This window comes from Zhongshania antarctica, from assembly GCF_014202945.1.
GTDB classification, from domain to species: Bacteria; Pseudomonadota; Gammaproteobacteria; order Pseudomonadales; family Spongiibacteraceae; genus Spongiibacter; species Spongiibacter antarcticus.
In genome coordinates, this window is the sequence record NZ_JACHHW010000001.1 from 297,688 (window position 1) to 316,701 (window position 19,014).

General features: G+C 52.2%; 18 protein-coding genes and 1 riboswitch. Of the genes, 8 read left to right on the top strand and 10 right to left on the bottom strand.

Features of this window, described 5'->3' with window-relative positions; genetic code table 11:
* Positions 1-161 precede the first annotated feature (161 nt).
* The 4 genes from HNQ57_RS01365 to HNQ57_RS01380 form a co-directional block, all read right to left on the bottom strand.
* Positions 162-1,670 carry a putative bifunctional diguanylate cyclase/phosphodiesterase gene (locus HNQ57_RS01365; protein ID WP_184460828.1) on the bottom strand — a complete coding sequence of 503 codons (1,509 nt, stop codon included), beginning with the start codon at positions 1,668-1,670 and terminating at the stop codon, positions 162-164.
* Positions 1,671-1,672: 2 nt separating this feature from the next.
* Positions 1,673-2,080, bottom strand: a complete 408-nt coding sequence (locus HNQ57_RS18210; RefSeq protein ID WP_184460829.1) for an exopolysaccharide biosynthesis protein — start codon at positions 2,078-2,080, stop codon at positions 1,673-1,675.
* A 439-nt stretch (positions 2,081-2,519) separates the two neighbouring features.
* On the bottom strand, positions 2,520-2,900 hold the full coding sequence (locus tag HNQ57_RS01375) for a helix-turn-helix domain-containing protein (RefSeq protein WP_184460830.1): 381 nt from the start codon (positions 2,898-2,900) through the stop codon (positions 2,520-2,522).
* Between the two features lie 8 nt (positions 2,901-2,908).
* Entirely contained in the window at positions 2,909-3,211 is a 303-nt protein-coding gene (locus HNQ57_RS01380) for a type II toxin-antitoxin system HigB family toxin (protein ID WP_184460831.1), read from the bottom strand.
* Positions 3,212-3,467: 256 nt separating this feature from the next.
* A riboswitch (cobalamin riboswitch) is annotated at positions 3,468-3,724 on the top strand.
* 139 nt (positions 3,725-3,863) lie between these two features.
* On the opposite strand from HNQ57_RS01380, the gene HNQ57_RS01385 reads away from it, so the two are divergent.
* From HNQ57_RS01385 to HNQ57_RS01395, 3 genes are read left to right on the top strand one after another with little or no spacing between them, the layout of a single operon-like run.
* Complete coding sequence (locus tag HNQ57_RS01385; RefSeq protein WP_184460832.1) at positions 3,864-8,279, top strand: cobaltochelatase subunit CobN; 4,416 nt, start codon at positions 3,864-3,866, stop codon at positions 8,277-8,279.
* Between the two features lie 12 nt (positions 8,280-8,291).
* Positions 8,292-8,750, top strand: coding sequence for a MotA/TolQ/ExbB proton channel family protein (locus HNQ57_RS01390; RefSeq protein WP_184460833.1), 459 nt, complete (start codon positions 8,292-8,294; stop codon positions 8,748-8,750).
* Positions 8,743-9,051 (top strand): DUF2149 domain-containing protein, encoded by a 309-nt coding sequence (locus tag HNQ57_RS01395; RefSeq protein WP_184460834.1) that lies wholly within the window; start codon positions 8,743-8,745, stop codon positions 9,049-9,051. The genes HNQ57_RS01390 and HNQ57_RS01395 overlap by 8 nt, the downstream gene beginning before the upstream one ends.
* 36 nt (positions 9,052-9,087) lie before the next feature.
* On the opposite strand, the gene HNQ57_RS01400 is transcribed toward HNQ57_RS01395, so the two are convergent.
* Positions 9,088-11,592 carry an FAD-binding oxidoreductase gene (locus tag HNQ57_RS01400; protein ID WP_226968254.1) on the bottom strand — a complete coding sequence of 835 codons (2,505 nt, stop codon included), beginning with the start codon at positions 11,590-11,592 and terminating at the stop codon, positions 9,088-9,090.
* A 248-nt stretch (positions 11,593-11,840) separates the two neighbouring features.
* Here HNQ57_RS01400 and HNQ57_RS01405 point away from each other — a divergent pair, with 248 nt between their 5' ends.
* Positions 11,841-12,563, top strand: coding sequence for a class I SAM-dependent methyltransferase (locus HNQ57_RS01405; protein ID WP_184460835.1), 723 nt, complete (start codon positions 11,841-11,843; stop codon positions 12,561-12,563).
* A gap of 88 nt (positions 12,564-12,651) precedes the next feature.
* Positions 12,652-13,158 (top strand): DUF2244 domain-containing protein, encoded by a 507-nt coding sequence (locus HNQ57_RS01410; RefSeq protein WP_184460836.1) that lies wholly within the window; start codon positions 12,652-12,654, stop codon positions 13,156-13,158.
* A 56-nt stretch (positions 13,159-13,214) separates the two neighbouring features.
* Here HNQ57_RS01410 and HNQ57_RS01415 read toward each other — a convergent pair whose 3' ends face one another.
* The 3 genes from HNQ57_RS01415 to ybaK all read right to left on the bottom strand — a co-directional run bounded on the left by HNQ57_RS01415 (position 13,215) and on the right by ybaK (position 15,341).
* On the bottom strand, positions 13,215-14,045 hold the full coding sequence (locus HNQ57_RS01415; RefSeq protein ID WP_184460837.1) for a 2-keto-4-pentenoate hydratase: 831 nt from the start codon (positions 14,043-14,045) through the stop codon (positions 13,215-13,217).
* A gap of 73 nt (positions 14,046-14,118) precedes the next feature.
* Positions 14,119-14,844, bottom strand: a complete 726-nt coding sequence (locus tag HNQ57_RS01420; protein WP_184460838.1) for an SIMPL domain-containing protein — start codon at positions 14,842-14,844, stop codon at positions 14,119-14,121.
* A 23-nt stretch (positions 14,845-14,867) separates the two neighbouring features.
* A complete protein-coding gene (gene ybaK, locus HNQ57_RS01425) occupies positions 14,868-15,341 on the bottom strand; it encodes a Cys-tRNA(Pro) deacylase (RefSeq protein WP_184460839.1) in 474 nt (157 codons plus the stop codon).
* Positions 15,342-15,520: 179 nt separating this feature from the next.
* On the opposite strand from ybaK, the gene rimO reads away from it, so the two are divergent.
* Positions 15,521-16,834 (top strand): 30S ribosomal protein S12 methylthiotransferase RimO, encoded by a 1,314-nt coding sequence (gene rimO, locus HNQ57_RS01430; RefSeq protein ID WP_184460840.1) that lies wholly within the window; start codon positions 15,521-15,523, stop codon positions 16,832-16,834.
* On the top strand, positions 16,834-17,547 hold the full coding sequence (locus HNQ57_RS01435; RefSeq protein ID WP_184460841.1) for a 16S rRNA (uracil(1498)-N(3))-methyltransferase: 714 nt from the start codon (positions 16,834-16,836) through the stop codon (positions 17,545-17,547). The genes rimO and HNQ57_RS01435 overlap by 1 nt, the downstream gene beginning before the upstream one ends.
* 42 nt (positions 17,548-17,589) lie before the next feature.
* Here HNQ57_RS01435 and HNQ57_RS01440 read toward each other — a convergent pair whose 3' ends face one another.
* Entirely contained in the window at positions 17,590-17,829 is a 240-nt protein-coding gene (locus HNQ57_RS01440; RefSeq protein WP_184461117.1) for a DsbA family protein, read from the bottom strand.
* Between the two features lie 87 nt (positions 17,830-17,916).
* Between HNQ57_RS01440 and HNQ57_RS01445 the strand changes: the two genes are divergently transcribed.
* On the top strand, positions 17,917-18,792 hold the full coding sequence (locus HNQ57_RS01445; protein ID WP_184460842.1) for a lysophospholipid acyltransferase family protein: 876 nt from the start codon (positions 17,917-17,919) through the stop codon (positions 18,790-18,792).
* Between the two features lie 26 nt (positions 18,793-18,818).
* Here HNQ57_RS01445 and HNQ57_RS17990 read toward each other — a convergent pair whose 3' ends face one another.
* Positions 18,819-18,947, bottom strand: coding sequence for a hypothetical protein (locus HNQ57_RS17990; RefSeq protein WP_264299225.1), 129 nt, complete (start codon positions 18,945-18,947; stop codon positions 18,819-18,821).
* Positions 18,948-19,014 lie beyond the last annotated feature (67 nt).

Consider the following 19,014-nt stretch of genomic DNA (forward strand, 5'->3'; position numbering starts at 1 on the left):
TATGACCGATCTGTCGATTTACCTATAAAATGTCCTTTTTGGCCAGCTTATGGTCTAGCAGTTTTTGCAGTGCACAAACGAGGGCCGTTATTGGCCGATTCGCGTCGGTCGCCACTGGCAACGCCTGGCCCGTCAGCGATGGCCAGAAGTCACTCATAAAATCAATCGAATGACCCTAATGACGCCTCAAATTCCTTAATCGGTACTGGCTTGCCAAACAGATACCCCTGATAGCGGCTGCAGCCCATACCCATGAGTAGCTGTTGCTGCTCTTCGGTTTCCACCCCTTCGGCAATGACATCGAGGTCGAGGCTATTCGCCATGACAATGATGGTGCGAACAATGGCGTTATCGCTACTATCGACAGCAAGGTCGCGCACGAACGATTGATCTATCTTGAGCTGATCGAGCGGCAGCTTCTTAAGGTGTTGCAGGGATGAATAACCGGTGCCGAAATCGTCCAATGAGAACCCGATACCAATAGCTTTCAATGTATTCATGATTGTAATGATGCCTTCGATGTTCTTTGCCGACATGCTTTCGGTCAACTCTAATTTAAGCCGTCTCGGGTTGACGGCATGGCGATGCGCGGTAGCTTGTATTTGAGCCGCGAAATCGACCTGACCGAATTGCCTGGCACTGACGTTGACCGCCAGAACGAAGTCGCGGGTGAGTGGATCTTTCTCCCATGCCTTGAGTTGGGCGCAAGCTGTTTCCAGAACCCATTGCCCGATGGGCAGGATCAGACCAGTGTCTTCCGCCAACGGTATGAATTGGTCGGGCGGTACCAGACCGCGTTCGGGATGTATCCAGCGGATTAATACTTCTGCTCCCAATGGATGGTGCGAACTGTCCACCTGAATCTGGTAATACAAATGGAATTGGCGCTTCTCAAGTGCTTTGCCTAATTCGCCTTGGAGGGATGCGCGTGCGTTAATGACATCCTGCATTTCCGGATTAAAGAATATCAGCGCGTTGCGGCCTGCCTTCTTAGCCTGATACATAGCAATGTCTGCGCGTTTAATCAGTTCGTTCGTAGATTTGCCAAGATCGCTGAAAAGGGTCACTCCGACACTGAGCGTGCTGTGGTATTCGTGCTTGCCAAGCTGGTAAGGCTGGCTAAGCGTAGCGAGAATTTTTTCGCCGACGGCTTTCGCCCGGATAGCTGCGGCTTCAATGGGTTGCTTCCTCAGGCCTTCCAGTATCACCATGAATTCGTCGCCGCCCAGGCGGGCCACGGTGTCGCTTTTGCGAACACAGCCCTCCAAGCGCTGTGCCGTCTGCTGTAGCAGCAAGTCACCGATGTCATGGCCGAGGGTGTCGTTGATGTCCTTGAAATTATCCAGGTCAAGGAACAACAGCGCACCCTCCCGGCCGGTACGCGCGCTGGAAGCAAGTGCATGCTGGAGCCGGTCTACAAGGAGCCGCCGATTGGGCAGGCCGGTGAGCTGATCAAAGAAAGCTAGGTGCTCAATTTCACTATCGGCCTCAAGGCTGTGTGCTTCAGCGAGTTGCCGTTCGAGCACAGCTTGCTGGTTCAGCGGACGGAAAACCAGGAGATAAAGGGCGGGAGAAATAATCACGGCGAGCACGATGGGATCAAGTATATAGATCAGCTCTTCAAACGTACCGTTCAGGGTGATGGTATGGATATATTCGAGTCCCAGCATGATCAAAAACTCGCCTCGGTGAACTGCCAGCGGGGGCGTACATACCGCTCAATCGCCCGTACTCTGGGTTCGAAGACACACAACGCTGTTCGAACTCCCTCTGGGGAAAGCTGCCAATCTAGAACCGACCTTGGCAGCCACGTCTTGGTCAAACCGACAGCCATTTGAAGGCCAAGAAGCGTAATAAGCGGCCCAACAATAAGCGAAACAAACGGGATTACGCTGAAGATTGCAACCAGCACCAGCAGCATTCCAAAAGTTCGATCACCGAACCGTTCGGTTAGGCTCCGGAGCGTGACTTTGGGATGATTCGTGAACTCAATGAGAGTCAAGAGGACGTCAGAAGTTCGCGTTCGTGGCTTGGCCGGAACGGTGAACAGCCTCGGGGCCCCTTCTGATTTATTTGTCAAAATCTTGAGCTTCCTATAACACTCTGGTGAAACCTAACATTTGTATATCAAGCACGCACGGCTAGCCCAATGTGGCACAGCACAAAAACTAGCGCAACTTATTGGATCTATATTTAAATAAGGGGAATTTGTATTGAGCCGTGCTTCGACAAAGCGTGTATGTGCATATGTAATTATGCTGGGTCTCATATGCTTTGTCTCACTTCCCTATGTAATTTATTTTAAAATCCATTTTCGGTGAGAGCTGGCAAAATGAGCACTCTACTCCCGCAAGCCGAACATAAAGCCTAGCGATGAGAAAATATACCCTTGTCTTCAGCTATACAAGAAGCCTTTAGCTAGCAGTGTGTATGACCGCTATTGTGACGCTGAAGCCAGACATGCCGATGATTTGCAGGGGAGCTTCCTGGCTTGATGAGACGGCTAATCTCTAGCCAACCTACGCAGCATGCCCTCGACGATGCGATGCATGTTTTATGAGACTCTCTGCAGGAATTGAAAAAGTTTCATGTAAGCCTTCTATCATTCTGAGCGTCAGTGGGCGTTTACGCGCCAAAATTTCATAGACCCGATTTTTGCGACCAATCACTGGGACAAGGTCCTCCACTGTGAGGCCTTGCTGTTCCATACGAAATTTAATAGCTTCCACTGGATCAGGAAAATCTATTGGGTAGTGTTCTCGTTCATATGCTTCAACAAGCGTCACAAGAACATCCAGCCGATCACCTTCTGGGGTGTCCGCTTCCGCCACCATTAACAACTCAATTTCTTTAAGCGTTGCTTGATAGTCTGTCGGGGTTTTAATTGGACGAATTTCCATGGGTCACCTCAGATTGTCTGTGCATCAATTTCGTCATACTGTTTATGTGTACCAACAAAACGAATGTAAACCACTTTATATGGATAGTTGATCCAAACGACCAGTCGATACTTGTTGCCGGCAATGTTGAACACAACTCTTCCATCTTTGAGAATACTGGCGCTTGAAAATTTGGCTTTTACCTCATTCGGGGACGACCAATCCGCCTTTAATGTCTCTCTATACCAAGCCATTCCGGGCTCGATTGAATCCCCGTAAGCCGGAGAGATCGCCCAAAAGGCCTTCAAAGTTGAGAGAGCAATAATACGCATGAATATATACTAGTCCCATTTTGGGATCAACGCAATAGACGCTACGCTTGGGCGTGTATATCCGCTAATGTGACTTTATCAACCGTCATCTGGATAAAAAAATCGCCTAAAATGAAGACTCAAGGCGTATATCCAAGTTTTGGCCAATATATGTTTCACATGCTTGGCCAGTTTATGGGTGAACCAACAAACTCCACTTGGCGTAATTAACCAACAACCTAGGCTAAACCTTGACTCCCCACCCCCAGCGCGTATCCTTGGCGCCGATGTTTCAGGTGCTTGCGTCGCATAATGACTGCGCGCAGCTTAAACGGGAAACAGGTGCGCTGCGCTTAACTATTTACACCAGCAATGCCTGTACTGCCCCCGCAACGGTAAACAGAGAAAACTATTCCGTCAGGCCACCTAGGTGCTGACAGCCACTGCGTAAACCGTGGGAAGGCGAATAGTCACTGCGTGAGTTTTATCACGCACTCTGTGAGTCCGGAGACCGGCCCGAAACCAAAGAATAGAACGTGGCGGGGTGTCACACCAGATTCGCTTTTTGGCGCATAGCCATAGCTAAAACCATAGTCTGCCACGCCCCCAGCCCGCGTTTTATTCCCACCTTGTTCAATAGCCGTATGCGGGCGAGCTACGGCGGGGAAATGCTATGTCTGGCCGTATTCAAAATCTAGTCCGAAATCTATTTGCCTTACTACTGCTGCTTAACGCCGCCAGTGCTATGGCGATGAATATTACCGCGATTGTTTCAGACCGCTCGGCACCTACCCTAATAGCGGGCGCTCACCAGCTGTTAGAACAACGCCAAGATTTAACAATTCAAATTCGCACCGTGCAGCAAATAAGCAAGCTAAGCGACGAGGAGCTACAGGCTCTTATCAGCCACAGCGACCGGCTTTTATTAGTGGCGATATTTGGCGAAGACGTGCCGCGTTTATTGGCCATGAATTACCCCACCCAGCAGCTGCGCACGGTATTGCACAGCGACCGCGCCCTAATGCGCCTGCAACGGGATCGTCACGGTGAGATATTTAGTCAGGGCTTGCCAGAGGATATTCTCGGTGACAAAGCCGGTGTGCAAACCGCAGTCGCTCTAACTGAAAGCCAAAAGCAAGCGCCCCGCTACGCCGACTGGTTGCAAGCCCGCGCCTATTGGCTAAACCGCTCGGTGAACAATGCCGCCAGCCTCTTGCAAATGCTGGCCAACAGCAGCGCAGCATACCCCCGCCTAGAAGAAGTTGCGCCCCTGCGTTTTGCCCTGCACCACGGCGATGACGCCGACTGGCTCAGTGCCGCCGAGTTAAATGCCCAGCTCAAGCCCGCACAGCGCACCGTGTGGATTATCGACCACGACACCGCCGACTTAAGCGGCGACTGGGCCTTGCACCAGCAGCTTTGCGCAGCGCAAACATGGCAGTGTGTTTCGGTGTTGGCGGCTTGGGGCCAGCCCAGTGTCGCGGCGTTAGAAACCATTCAAACTGCCATGCGTGGCCCGCTTAAAAATAGCCCTGCGGCTATTATTGCCCTGCAAGATTTTGTGATTGGCGGCGGCGAGGGTCGCGAAGCGGTAACGGCGATTTTAGAAGAACTCAAGTTGCCAATCTTAAAAGGCATTCGCATCAGCGAGTGGTCTAGCGCCCAGTGGCAGCTCTCTGCCGAGGGTATTCCCCGCGACTCAGTACACTACCGCGTGGCCATGCCCGAGCTGCAAGGCGTGTCGCAACCCCAAGTGTTAGCGCTAGCCGCCACCGCTAAAATCGACCCGCGCACCGGCGCCAGTGTATACCGCAGCAAACCCCTTGCCGATGAAATCCAGCGCCAAACACGGCGGCTAGCCCGCTGGCTAAGCCTGCAAGAAAAACCCAATACCGACAAACGCGTCGCCGTGGTGTATTACAACCACCCACCGGGCCGTCACAATATTGGCGCCGACAATTTAAACGTGCCAGAGAGCCTGCTCGAAATACTCCGCGCCCTGCGCGCCGCTGGCTATCACACTGGCGAGCTGCCCGCCGATGCCGACGCGCTACTCGACGTACTCCAAGCCAAAGGCGTGAATTTACCAGAAGACGCCGCAGCGCTAGAAGCCATGGCTGGGCAAATTAATTCCGTCTCCAGCCACGCCTACCAGCAGTGGTTTAACACCCTGCCCCCAGCAGTACGCGCAGAAATGGTCAACGGCCCACTCGGCGAATTACAGCAAAGTTTACAGACCCAATTGGCCGCACTGGCCGAACTCAGTTCGGTTACCGAGCGCCAAGATCAGTTAGCGCTAATTCGCGCCCGCATGGAAAACACCCTCACAGATTTACACCACGCCTTAGATGGCGTGCGCCACACCGGCCGCAGCCGCGCCTTAAATTTACTCGCCCAACTGGGCGACGAATACCAGAATTTATTAGCACAGGCGGCCAGCGGCCAAAGCCTAAATTGGCAAGCCAACCAAGAACTCAACCGCGCCTTAATCGACATGGGGATTGAAGGTATTCGCGGCTGGGGTAAAGCACCCGGCAAGGTGATGGTGTGGGACAACAAGGTGCTCATTCCCGGTGTGCAATTCGGCAATGTTTTTCTTGGCCCCCAGCCACCGCGGGGCTGGGAGTTAAACGAAGAACTGCTGCACGCCAATATGTCCTTCCCGCCGCCCCACCAATATTTGGCTTTTTACCATTATTTGCAGGACGTGTTTAAAGCCGACGCCCTTGTTCACATTGGTCGCCACTCTACCTATGAATTTTTGCCCAAGCGCAGCGTGGGACTTTCTGCCAGTGACTACCCCAGTATTGCGGCGGGAGATTTACCGGGCATTTACCCCTATATTGTCGATGGCGTTGGCGAGGGCATTCAGGCCAAGCGCCGGGGCTTAGCGGTCATGGTCGATCACCTCACGCCACCACTTGCCGCCACCGAGCTATACGACAAGCTGCTCGAACTGCGGCAATTAATTGAAAGCGCCGAAGCCGCCAGCGACGGTAGTACCAAAGCCCGCGCCATAGAAACCCTGCGCCGCAAAGTAGATGAGTTTAATTTACGTGACGAACTTATTGCCAGTATGGACGAAGAACTGCAAGTGCGCGGCGTTGGCTTTGATGAGATTGACGACGATTTCTTACTCCACGAAATTGGTCACTACCTCACCAAGCTCCAAGAGCAATTTATGCCCTTGGGCCTGCATGTGTTTGGCCGCGACTGGCAGCCCAAGGCCATCGACACCATGCTCAATTCCATGCTGCAGGGCGAAGCCGCCGACAGCAGCAAGCGCAGCGACTGGCTGAGTAAACTCAGCGCCTCACCCGCCGCTGAAATGCGCGCCCTGCTCAACGGCCTTAACGGCCAGTTTGTGGCGCCCGGCAAAGGCAATGATCCCATTCGCACCCCCGAGGCCCTGCCCACCGGCCGCAATTTTTATGCGCTGGACGGCAGCCTCTTACCCACCCGCGTTGGGGTTGAGGTAGGCACGGCACTGGCCGCCAAAGTACTGGCTGGCGAGTCTGGCGTCGCCTTTGCCAATACCGATATTGCGAATAATAAGCAGGGCATTATTTTATGGGCCTCCGACGCCGTGCGCGACGAGGGCGCGATGATTGCCTTTGGCATGAAGCTGCTCGGCGTGCGGCCCATTTGGAATAGTCGCGGCATCATTAAAGGACTAGAGCGCCTGCCCCTTGGCCCCGAACAGCCCCGCCGTTTCGATGTGGTCTTTACCACCTCGGGCTTATTCCGCGATCTCTACGGACAGCATTTATTGCTGCTCGACAAAGCAGGATTACTCGCACTGGATGCCAGCAGCGACTTAATTCGTCGCGACTATCCTGCGCTGAGTTTGGCCCTGCAAGCAGCGCTGGCGCCCTTAGACGAAGCCCAAGAGGGCGGCAGCGAACCGCTAGACAAAAACCAAGTTGCCAATAACTGGGTGAACGAGGCGCGGGAATTACTCGCCGCCAGCCCCGCAATCTCGGCCGCCGACCTTGGCCGCCAAGCCAGTGTCCGAGTATTTGGTATTGCGCCAGGTGCCTACGGCGCAGGGGTTAACCGCATGGTTGAACGCAGCGGCTCGTGGCAGGACCGCAGCGAATTGGCCGAGGTCTTTGTTAAACGCATGGGCCACGCCTACGGAGTGGGTTTACAGGGCGAGTCTGCGCAAACCCTGTTCCGTCGCCAGCTCACGGGGGTGTCACAAACCTATCTGGGCCGCGCCAGCCATCTTTACGGTTTAATCGACAATAACGACGCCTTCGACTACCTCGGCGGTTTTAATTTGGCGGTGGAAACCGTGAGCGGCAAAGTACCGGCCAGCGCGGTAATCAATCACGCCGACAACCGCAATTTGCACATCGACACCCTGCCCGAAGCATTACTGTCGGAATTGCGTGGCCGCTTCTTTAATCCCCAGTGGATTAAGCCCCTCATGGCCGAAGGCTACTCCGGCGCCCGCACCATGGGCAGCGAATTTATTGAATACCTCTGGGGCTGGCAGGTGACTAGCCCCGACATTATCAATGACCGCGTGTGGGAAGAAGTGAAAGCCATTTATGTGGACGACGCCATGCGGCTCGGGCTGGCGGAATTTTTGGCCCAAGACAATAACCGCTATGTGCAAACCAATATTTTGGCGGTAATGCTGGTCGCCATCGACAAAGGTTTTTGGCAAGCCGACGCCGCCACAGTCAAGCAATTGGCCGAGCAATTTAGCGACAATATTATTGATCACGGCAACCCCGGCAGTGGCCACACCCACGCCAACCACCCCATGTACGCACTGGTAAAACAAAAGCTCAGCCCAGAGCGCGCCAAGGAGCTTGAAGCGGTACTGGCCAAGAGCCGAATGACACCGGAAGCACCAAGCACTAACTCGCCCAGCCATATTCAGGAAGTACAGCTAGACGCGAATACTACTGCGCAAATTAGCCAGCCGGCGACCGCGTCTAAGCAGGAATCAGCAGCGGCGTCAGCTGAACAACAATCACCAACCAGCGCCATCAGCCCCTACCTGCCATGGCTATTCGCAGCGGGAATATTATTGCTTCTCAGCGGCCTGTGGCGCGGCCGTCAGCCTAAATTCTAAATGGAGTTCACTATGGTTTCCGGATTATCTCAAGGGCTTATGCATCAGATCACCTCGCTGCTACTGGAGCCGGTGATTTGGGCATTATTATTTTTTGTCGCGTTGGCGATTTACGAAGCGGGCATTTGCATCGGCGAGCGCTGCGGCGGCATTCGCAAACTCCGCGACGCTGGCAACCGCGACGCGCTGGTACTCGCGGGTAAACGCCGTATTGAGCGCGCCGACTTTATTACCCGCCTCGCGCCGATGCTGGGTTTGATGGGCACCTTAATACCTCTCGGCCCAGGCCTAGCGGCGCTTGGCGAAGGTCAGTTGCGCATTCTCACCACTGCCATGACCGTGGCCTTCGACACCACGGTGATTGGCCTACTGGCTGGCATGATCGGCTTTGTCCTCGCCCGTCTGCGCCGCCGCTGGTACGACCAAGCCCTGCACCAGCTTGCCGCCTTGGGAACTACGCAACATGGATAAGTGGCGCGACAGCGAATTTCTCGACAATAACGACGACCCCCTTGGCCCGATGGCGAATTTGGTCGATATTATTTTAGTGTTTGCCTGCGGGCTTATCGCAGCGCTGGTTTCAATGAGTCCTGACCTGCAACAGCATTTTAAGACTGAGCCCCAGAAACAGGATATTTCACTAGGCAAAGAACTGCCGAGCGTGCCAACAACAGTTCAGCAACAAATTCAAAATGGAGACGGCTACGAGGCGCTGGGGCAGGTCTACCGCGACCCTAAGACAGGGAAATTGATTTTGATTGGTGGCAGTTAAAACTGGACTTTCGTCCGGCGTTAGCTGCCAAGCATATTAATAGTCAAAGATATGCTCCAGCTCAATTTGCTGCTCGCTTGCCTTGCTGGCAAGCGCTTCAAGAAAGCGTGTTAAATCTGCGACGCCAACTAGTACAAAAATCCGCTCACGCTCATCATCAGACACCAATACTGACCTGAATAACTCACGACCCGCTAGGCCCGACACATCGGCACCCGCCAAGCCGAGCAGTGACACTACAATTTGGTGGTTGCCAGAAATATCACTGATCGCCCACTCATCGCTAGCAAAGCGTGGCATTGTTTTGGTGAAGTCGCCCCGGCGGGGAACAGACATTAAAAAGTCGTCGCCTCCCCCGGCAAGCATCTCGACGCCATCAGGTTCTTTTGGCAATCGAATGCTATTGCTGATGACACGTTGAGCCGTAAGGTAAATCCGTTTATCCGTTTCGCCATAAGTGGATTGGGCGGCGTATTTAATGGCCTTGGCGTACAATGATTTCAAGCCAAACTCAGCACTGAAGAATAACTTGCGCTCCCATTTACGCAGAGGATGATCGCCCCACAAACTGGTTTCCGCCCAGAGCCGATCCCGCCAGCCTGCAAAATCAAACTCATACCACGGCTCGTCATAAATAAGTTCACTGTATGCGCGGTGGGCCTGTTGGATAAGCTTATCTTCCTCGGTGTCTTCACCACTCGCGGTCCAGCGGGTGAAGCGGCCGATGCTGCCCTCATATGCGCCCTTGGCTAAATATTCTAATGTCGTGCTAATACCAATAACCCGCAACATGGTGCGGTATTCCGTATTCGCTGGGTAACTCTGCCGACTAATGGCAATGGCCCTATCGTAAAGCACCCAATATTCCTCAATGCTTTCGTAAAAGGGGAAATTGCTAGGGTCGCGGCCCTGCGCTAAATAGTCGGCATATTCTTTGGGCTGGAATACTAAATACCATTCAGGGATCGTCAGAAAAGTTTGTTCTTCGCTGCGATAGTAATTACCTAGATCTGTTTTGCTTTGCGCCAGTAAATCCCGATTTTTAGGATAGTATTTTACCCAAAGTAAATTCACAAAGCGGTTGTTTGGATCGAGCCGACGCTTGAGTGCAAAATAGTCTGTCGCCTTGGGGTAGGCCGCCAGAAATTGTTCCGGACTAGCCTGCAGCTGATACGGCAAATAATAGGCGCCGCCCAGACTAATGGCAGCGTCGATCATCTCGCTGCTCCACACGCTCACCGCTTTCTTTGCGGCGGCGTCAGTGCCTTGGCGGTAGTACACAACAAACGCAAAAACCTCGGTTTTAGCCCAGTTGAGTATGGTATTGGGATCAGCCTTGGCGTGCCGAACGCTGACGTTGATAATATTGGCTTTATTGCGCTGGAAGATATCCCGCATCTGCACGTGAAATTCATCAAAGCGCTCTACCGGTACAAAATATTCACGCAGGCCATAGCTGTATTCCGAACGATCTTTTGGCTCCAATTCAGCGACGTCGTAACTGGCCTCGTAATTTCGCCACTCAACCCGCTCCGGGTAATACCAAACCGGGTCAATGATGTGTTCGCGCGTCCATTTTCCAAAGTTGGAGCTAGCAACAAACTCCGCCGTTTTAACCTGCCAGTAGTAGTCTTTATCTTCGGGGATTAATCGCTCGGCAACCGTTGGCGATTTATCGGTCGCAAGCCAGCTCACGTCGCGCAGACGATTGTAGTGCGGAGGGTAAATGTCGGCGTTGTGAAAAACCACATCGCTGTTGTCGCGCACATTATCACGAAAGTGTTGGGCATAGTCTTCAGTAGCCATTACTCGCACGCGGCGCTCTACAGCAATATTGTCTTCGAGCTGCAGGGTCGCCTCGACAATTACGCCTAAACCACCGTAACCGCCAATGGCGCCGTAGAAAATATCCGCATTGGTATTCGGCGAAGCGTCTACTACGCTGCCGTCGGCGAGCAGTAATTTTAATCTCAACACGGAGCCAACCAGGGGGCCCTCACCAATATAACGGCCGTGAACATTGACACTCAAAGAGCCGCCCACAGTGAAATTGGCGTAGGTTTGCATGATTTTAATGGCTAAATTATGCGGATCAATCGCGGCCTGCAGATCCCGCCAGCGAATACCCGGCTGAACAGTAACTGTTTTAGCTGCGGTGTCAATATTCAGCACCTTATTAAAGCTGCGCATATCCAGGTGAAGACTGTCTGGATAAGCGGTCTGACCGCCTTGGCTAAAGCGACCACCACCAATGGAAACACGGCCCGATGTTGACGCCAGCACGGCCTGCACATCCGCAATTGACTCGGGGCGAAGCACCTGCCCTACCCGCACTGCATTTAATTTACCAACGTTATTAACGGTCAGCGGCAATACCGGCGGCACAAAACTGTCGTCGCCACTGCGTAATACCGTCACCGCAGTGCTTACGGCCAAAACGACTATTAACAGGATAAGAATACTTGCCAGAACACGGAATACCCGCCAAAGTAATTGTGCTGGATTGACGCGATTGAACCGGGATCCTTTTAGCTTATACAAGGCCTAAACTCCAAATTTTTATATGAGTTGAGCGTGATGAAAAAAACAACAATAAAACTGGTATCGCGACGCCAATTCATCCAGTTTCTGGCGTTGCTCGGCACGGTTGTCGCCACCCCCGCACGGGGTCAAGCGCCTACCATCAGCACTGCGCCAGCTGCGCCATTCCCACGAGCAATGATATTGGGGTTGGCAACTTCGCCTATATTTACCGCAACCCCCAGCTTCGCGAAGAATTTTTTGCCTTCTTGGTCAAGGTCTTCCCTCTATACCCAGAACAGCAACTTCATCAATTAATTCAGGCCGCCTCAGAAGTTTATAACGCCGACGAAAATGTGTATCGTCAACTGCAAAAAAAGTTGACAGATATTAAGCCGTTTCTTGGCGAATTAACATTTTCGCTACCGGCTTTAAACAAACAAAAATCGACAATGGCTGCACAAACACTGCAATTATTAGATAACGTTCATCGTTACGAAGGTTATTTAGAGATTGGTTCAACCGGGCGCTATATTGACGCACTCGAAGAGGACTTCAATATTGTTGGTGAACGCTATTTTCTTGCCGAAAAAGCGCCGAGCTATTCCTTAAGCAACATCATTGATCGCAATCAAATTTGGCCGGCCGGCGCTTATCTTCCACTGGCAGACTACCGGCCAGACATCGGTAGACATATTGCCAATAACTCTTTAGATCTCGTCACCGTATTTAATGGCCTGCATCATTGCCCAATTCCACTGAGGGAGGAGTTTTTAAGCTCGATTCGTGACGCAATGAAACCCTGCGCCTATTTGGTGATTCGCGACCACGACGAAAGCTGGACGTACAACGCCGCTGAGTTACGCCATTTTTACAGTTTAAGGTTCTTAGACAATTGGCTGAGTAATTCTGGCTTTTTAGGGGATGGCCGCCGACTTTATCAAAGTGGCGACCCCACCCATAATGCCTTAATGGTATACCGCAAAGCCTAATTCTCATTCCGTAACGACACCGGTTTCTAAGATTTGCGGTCTTTCCCAAATCTGCTGCTAGACTCAAGGTAGCAAGGGAGACTTCGCTATGATTGATATCCGCAATAAAGAGCAGGGTTCAGAGATTATCCTACGCCCCAATTGCTCGGCAGACTGGTCGGAAAACCGGCGTATCATTCAGACCATCATGCTTTTTAATGCCGTACTCGGCATGTGCTTTGCTGCTAATGGGGCGTGGTTGGTTCTACCGTTTATCGGGCTAGAAATGCTGCTGCTATGGCTAGTGCTCGCAGCGGTGTTCCGCAAGCTGCAAGCCCAGGAGGTTGTCAGTCTTGACCCGCAAAACCTGAGTATTGACGTTGGCCATCACTGCTGTGAGCATCATTGGCAGTGGCCAAGGCAATCCAGCTTCGTCTTAGTCACCGTTCTCCCCCACCCTTGGGATCCTTTGCAAATCAGTATTAGCCATTGCGGCGAGTGCGTGAGCATTGGAGATTTTTTAAATAAAGACGATAGCCGAGAATTACTGAGCGCACTGCGCAATAACGGTCTGCCGGTCAGGCATTATTGTGGCCTGAGCACCATAGAAGCCTGAGCGCCTCTAAAAACAGCCTTTACCCGACAGGGAGGCGATGTTAAAACTCTTAAGTTTTAGGGCAGTACGTTGATTGCCAAGCTACCTAAGCCGGCAATCTCACCTTCGCACCGACCCGCCTGCAGCGGCAGCATTTGACCAATTGCACCGGTTAATAACCACTGATCTGGATAAATAACCCAGCCCTGCGCCACTCGGTCGTTAATTAAAGCCAACAAATTCTGCCATTGCCCACCGAGTATATCGCCACTGACGGCCGACAATATCACGTCATTATTGCAGCTCAGCTTAACGGCGAAGGTGTCAATATCAAACCCCTTAGTGGACGCTAAGTTCTGGAGCGCTTTCGCCTCGCCTACGACAAAACTGTGTGCTGCAGCATTTGCGCGCACAATACCTAAAGCGCCCTCGGCTGGACTACGCAACAGCCCCAGATCCGGCAATTCAAATGCGGGCGCAACGTCGGCAATCAGCACTTTTAAACTGGCAATATCGGCAATTTCACCGCTGACGGTTTGTGTTAACCGAAAAGCCATTTCCAGTTCGATCATTCCGCGACCAAAGACCGACAGCTGTATGGGCTTTTCACTCGCAATTTTTGTATAGGGGGGTAAAACCCCAAACACCGCGCGGTCACTATTAAACCTTTTCTGGCCCGCGCTGGAGGTTAGCCCGGCTTTAAAGCCAGCGGGACTAAGACCATCTAAACGGATAAACATGGCATCGTGCTGCTCTGCATAGGCACGCCGCCACGCGTCTTCACTAAAAGACTGATTCTCTGCACTCGACTCTGGTGCTAATGCGTCTTCTTGTGCCAAGGCCTCGGCGTGCACCATTAGCGATGCGCCGCCAACAAACAAAAGAGTTCCCATCAACGCGAATCTCATTGCGCTCGAAGCCTGTTTTACTACAATGCACAAGCCTTGCATTCCATCACCTCTTTGCTTTTTTGGTAAGTATTCAATCAGACAAATAATACTCCACCGTAGAGACCACCCGCACCTTTTTAACGTGGGGATTATTTTTATCGCGATCTTCAATAGTGAACTGCCCCTGCGAGGCGCGTTTAATCTTACCCAAAACACTATCAGAATCGGCGGCAAATTTCTCAGCCACAGCCCGTGCTTCCCGGGTCGCTTCTTCGATCATCGCGGGCTTAATCTCGTTTAAGCGGGTAAATAAATACTCGGTTTGCGCTTGATAATTATTGCCGGTAAAGGCAATACCCTGCTTACCCAGTGCTGATAGCTGCTTGCTCACCGTGCGCACTCGCTCAATATCTTCAGAATAAACCGTTACCGTCTGCTCGGCGGTATAACGGAACTCCGCATTAACATTGCCGCCGTATTGCTGGGCAGACTTATCCGTAATTGCTGGGGCCGACACGGTGACTTCCTCAGGTTTAAAGCCCTTTTCCAACAAAAATCCTTGAATCGTTGCAATGCGCTGATCCAGCAAGGTATAAAGTTTGGGAAGATCATTATTGGCCTCAGTGAACAAAATAGGCCAAATCACGACGTCGGCTGGGTATTCCCGCTCAGATAAGCCCTTTACCGCCACACTGCGCTCCAATTGGCGGTAATCGACGGCTGCTTTACCCATTAATAAGCCAAAAACAGACAATCCCAATACCAACGCCAGCCCCAAAATCACTGCACTTTTACTATTTTCATTACTGCTATTCACAGTCAACTCCTTGTTATTACCGATTAATCCACTTGTGCTATGGGCGCCAACAGACCGCGGGTCAAATCCAATAAATCCTGTGCCGCTAATTCAATCTCCAAGCCCCGCCGCCCGGCACTCACAAAAATCGTGGCAAACCCCGCCGCTGACTCGTCGAGCACGGTCGGCAATTGCCGTTTTTGCCCGAGTGGGCTTACCCCACCCAGCACATAGCCGCTGGAGCGCTCAACATCGGCCGGCGCCGCCATTGCGACCTTCTTTACCTTTAAGGCTTTCGCCATGGCCTTTAAATTTAGCTGCCCCGCCACCGGCACTACCGCAACCGCCAAACCTTTAGGCTCTTGAGCTACCACCAAGGTTTTAAACACCTGCGCAGGATTCAAGCCAAGCTTCTCAACCGCCTCAAGACCATAGGAATGACTAGCAGGGTCGTGACTATACTCATGCATGGTATGGGTAATTTTGTGCTTTTTGGCGAGGTTAATGGCTGGTGTCATGTGGGTTGCTCCCTGCTATCTCAGATTGACTGTTGTGCTATTGCGGAGTTCCCGTCCGACGTCTGGCGTCTGACGTCGGACGACCTCCAGCCACGATTCCGCGCCACTAATCACAGAAACATAGGCGCCAGCCCCCCAATCCGGTAAAATGCGCCGCTTAAAGCATTTCAGAGGTTTCTATGACCAATCCCAAAGTCGGTTTCGTGAGTTTAGGCTGCCCAAAAGCGCTGGTGGACTCCGAGCGCATTCTCACCCAACTGCGCATGGAGGGCTACGATATTGTGCCCACTTATGATGACGCCGACGTGGTGGTGGTCAATACCTGTGGTTTTATCGACAGCGCTAAGCAGGAATCGCTAGACGCCATTGGTGAAGCCCTCAAGGCAAACGGTAAGGTTATTGTCACTGGCTGCATGGGCGACGACGCCAAAATTCGCGCAGTACACCCCAATGTATTGGCGGTTAGCGGCCCCGCGGCTTACGAAGAAGTGGTCGGCGCAGTGCACGAATGGGCGCCGCCAGTAGTAAACCACGACCCCTTTGTCGATTTAGTGCCGCCCCAAGGCATTAAGCTCACGCCCCGTCACTACGCCTATTTAAAAATTTCCGAAGGCTGCAACCATCGCTGTAGTTTCTGCATTATTCCGTCGATGCGCGGGGACCTAGTTAGCCGCCCCATTGGTAGCGTGCTCGAAGAAGCAAAGCGCTTGGTTGATGCCGGTGTGCGCGAGATTCTGGTGGTTTCCCAAGATACCAGTGCTTACGGCCTAGACACCAAGTACAAGCTCGATTTCTGGAATGGCCAGCCGATTAAAACCCGCATGTTAGAACTGTGCGAGGCGCTGGGCGAAATGGGTGTGTGGGTGCGCCTACACTATGTTTACCCCTATCCCCATGTCGACAATGTCATTCCGCTCATGGCCGAGGGCAAAATTCTGCCCTATTTGGACATTCCTTTTCAGCACGCCAGCCCCAAAGTGCTAAAGGCCATGAAACGTCCAGCGCATCAGGAAAAGACCCTCGATCGCATTAAAAAATGGCGTGAAATCTGTCCGGATCTGGTGATTCGCTCAACCTTTATCGTCGGTTTCCCCGGCGAGACCGAGGAAGACTTCCAAATTCTGCTCGACTGGCTACAAGAAGCTCAACTCGACCGCGTCGGTTGTTTTGAATACTCGCCGGTCGAAGGCGCCACCGCCAATGATCTGGAAGACCACGTTCCGGACGATGTTAAAAAAGACCGCTGGCAGCGGTTTATGGTAGTCGCTCAAGAAATCTCTGCCCAGCGCCTGCGCGCGAAAATCGGTACTCAGCAAGAAATTCTCATCGACACCGTAGATGAAGAAGGCGCTATTGGCCGCAGTGTGGCCGACGCCCCTGAGATCGACGGCAAGGTTTACTTAGACGGCTTCACCGACGTGAAACCCGGCGATGCCTTGGTGGTAAATATCATCGACTCAGACGACTACGATTTGTGGGCTAAACCCGCTTAATGAATCTGCTGCTACTGCAGCCTGAAGACTTAGGCAACCATACCAATTGCATTAGGCTAAACGATGCCCGCGCAGCACATATTCGCAATGTGCTGCGCGCCGCAACTGGTGACACCCTCAAAATCGGTTTACTCAACGGCCTCACTGGCAGCGCGACCATCACCGCGATGACTGACGCCGGTATTAGCCTGGAATTTGAACTGCACACCCCGCCACCGGCAAAACTACCCCTAACACTGCTCTTAGCCCTACCCAGACCGAAGATGGCCAGACGAATTATTCGCGCCGCCACTGAATTGGGCGTAGCCGAGATCATTCTGTTAAACAGCTATCGCGTCGAAAAAAGCTATTGGCAAAGCCCGCTAGTCAGCGACGAAACACTGCACAAAGCCATGTTGGAAGGGCTGGAACAAGCTGGCGACACCCTATTGCCAATACTACGAAGAGCCACCCGCTTTAAACCCTTTGTTGAAGACGAACTGCCAAGCCTACTGGAAGACAAAATGGGCTTACTAGCGCACCCTTATGCCAACCTAGGCCCACCACAATCTGTTAAACAAAATTGCCTACTCGCCATTGGGCCAGAGGGCGGCTTCATTCCCTACGAATGTGACAAACTTATCGCAGCTGGCATGCAAAGCTTTAGCCTTGGCCCACGTATTTTAAAAACAGAGACTGCGGTATCTACCTTGATCGGGCGCTTATTTTTATAATCCTAATTTCAGCACAATTTACCGCAGAGCACGCTCCAGATACTACAAACGGTCCTGACCAACAAACATTTCATCACCCACCGAGAATCTCGGCGCACCAAACTCATGGCGCTCTATGGCCTCATTGGCAATCGCTTTTAAACGATCTTTCACCGCATCTTTCTCGCATATGGCAAGTACCGCTGCCAGATCAAAGCCTGCAGAAACCAAAACCTCGTTCACGCCTTCTGGCGCCGTCATGTCTTTTCCGTCGACCCAAAGTGTCGTAAAAACGGCGCTGATGTAGTCATGAAACCTCTGATTGAAATTTCTATACGATCGTCACTCTGCTAAAATACCTATTTTACCGCCAAGTAACAGGATCAACCCATGGCCTTTACTGATAAAACCGCCGTACCCTACAGCGGCGATGATCTTGTTCGCTATATTGAAAAGGCTTTACAAGTTAAGCCCCCAGCCTCACGCATGGTTAGGCTTGTAGACAAAGTCATTAAGCGGATGTTCGAGCCCAAACTTATCGGCACTGAGAATATCCCCAAGCAACCCTGCCTATTTATTGCCAATCACGCTATTTACGCTGTAGACGGTCCGATTATTGGCCTGCCAATGCTCATGGAACAAAAACGGTTTTTACGACCGCTCAGCGATAAATTCTTGTGGAACTCACTCAATGAGAATCTGCTACTCAACAACGGTATTGTTATTGGCCACCCAGACGTATGTACGGCGCTAATGGAAAACGGCAGCGATTTACTGGTGTTTCCCGGCGGCGCCCACGAAGCAACCAAGCCAGCTGAAGATAAATACAAACTGCTCTGGAAGGAGCGTTACGGCTTTATCAAGCTCGCCGCTAAGCACGGCTATACCATAGTGCCCACGGCCATTGTCGGCCCAGAAGAGTTTTACGGTCATTTGATTGAAGGCCAGGATCTCCCCAACACGCTGATTGGTCGCGCGTTAAAGCGATTGGGGGTTATCACAGAAAATACTCGGAGCGACTTATTCGGCCCAGTGCCTGTAGGCGTATTCGGCACATTGATCCCGAAACCCCAGAAATGCTATATCCAGTTTGCCCCACCCCTCGACCTAAGCAAATACAAGGGCAAGCGGCTCGCGCAAAAAACCATGGTTAGCCTCAGAGAACAGGTCGCCGGCGCGATTGATGGAATGATACCGCCCTTGCTAGAACGCCGTGACGAAGAATCTGCGAACATGGGTCAGATTCGCCGCCTGCTTACTCGCTAGTAAAACTCGGTTAAAATGGCGCTTATTTAGCGCCAGCTCTCATTCAATTTATCTAAAACTTTGCGACCAGGGCACAGCCCCGCCGCACCGAAATCCCGCAACGGGGTTTTGCTGGTGCCGAGAATTCCGTGTAAATCTTGGGATTTTTCGTCCATATACAATAAGCCAGTGAGGATTTAATCCTTGGCTTTGTAATCTTTAATCAAACGCAACGCCGAGCGG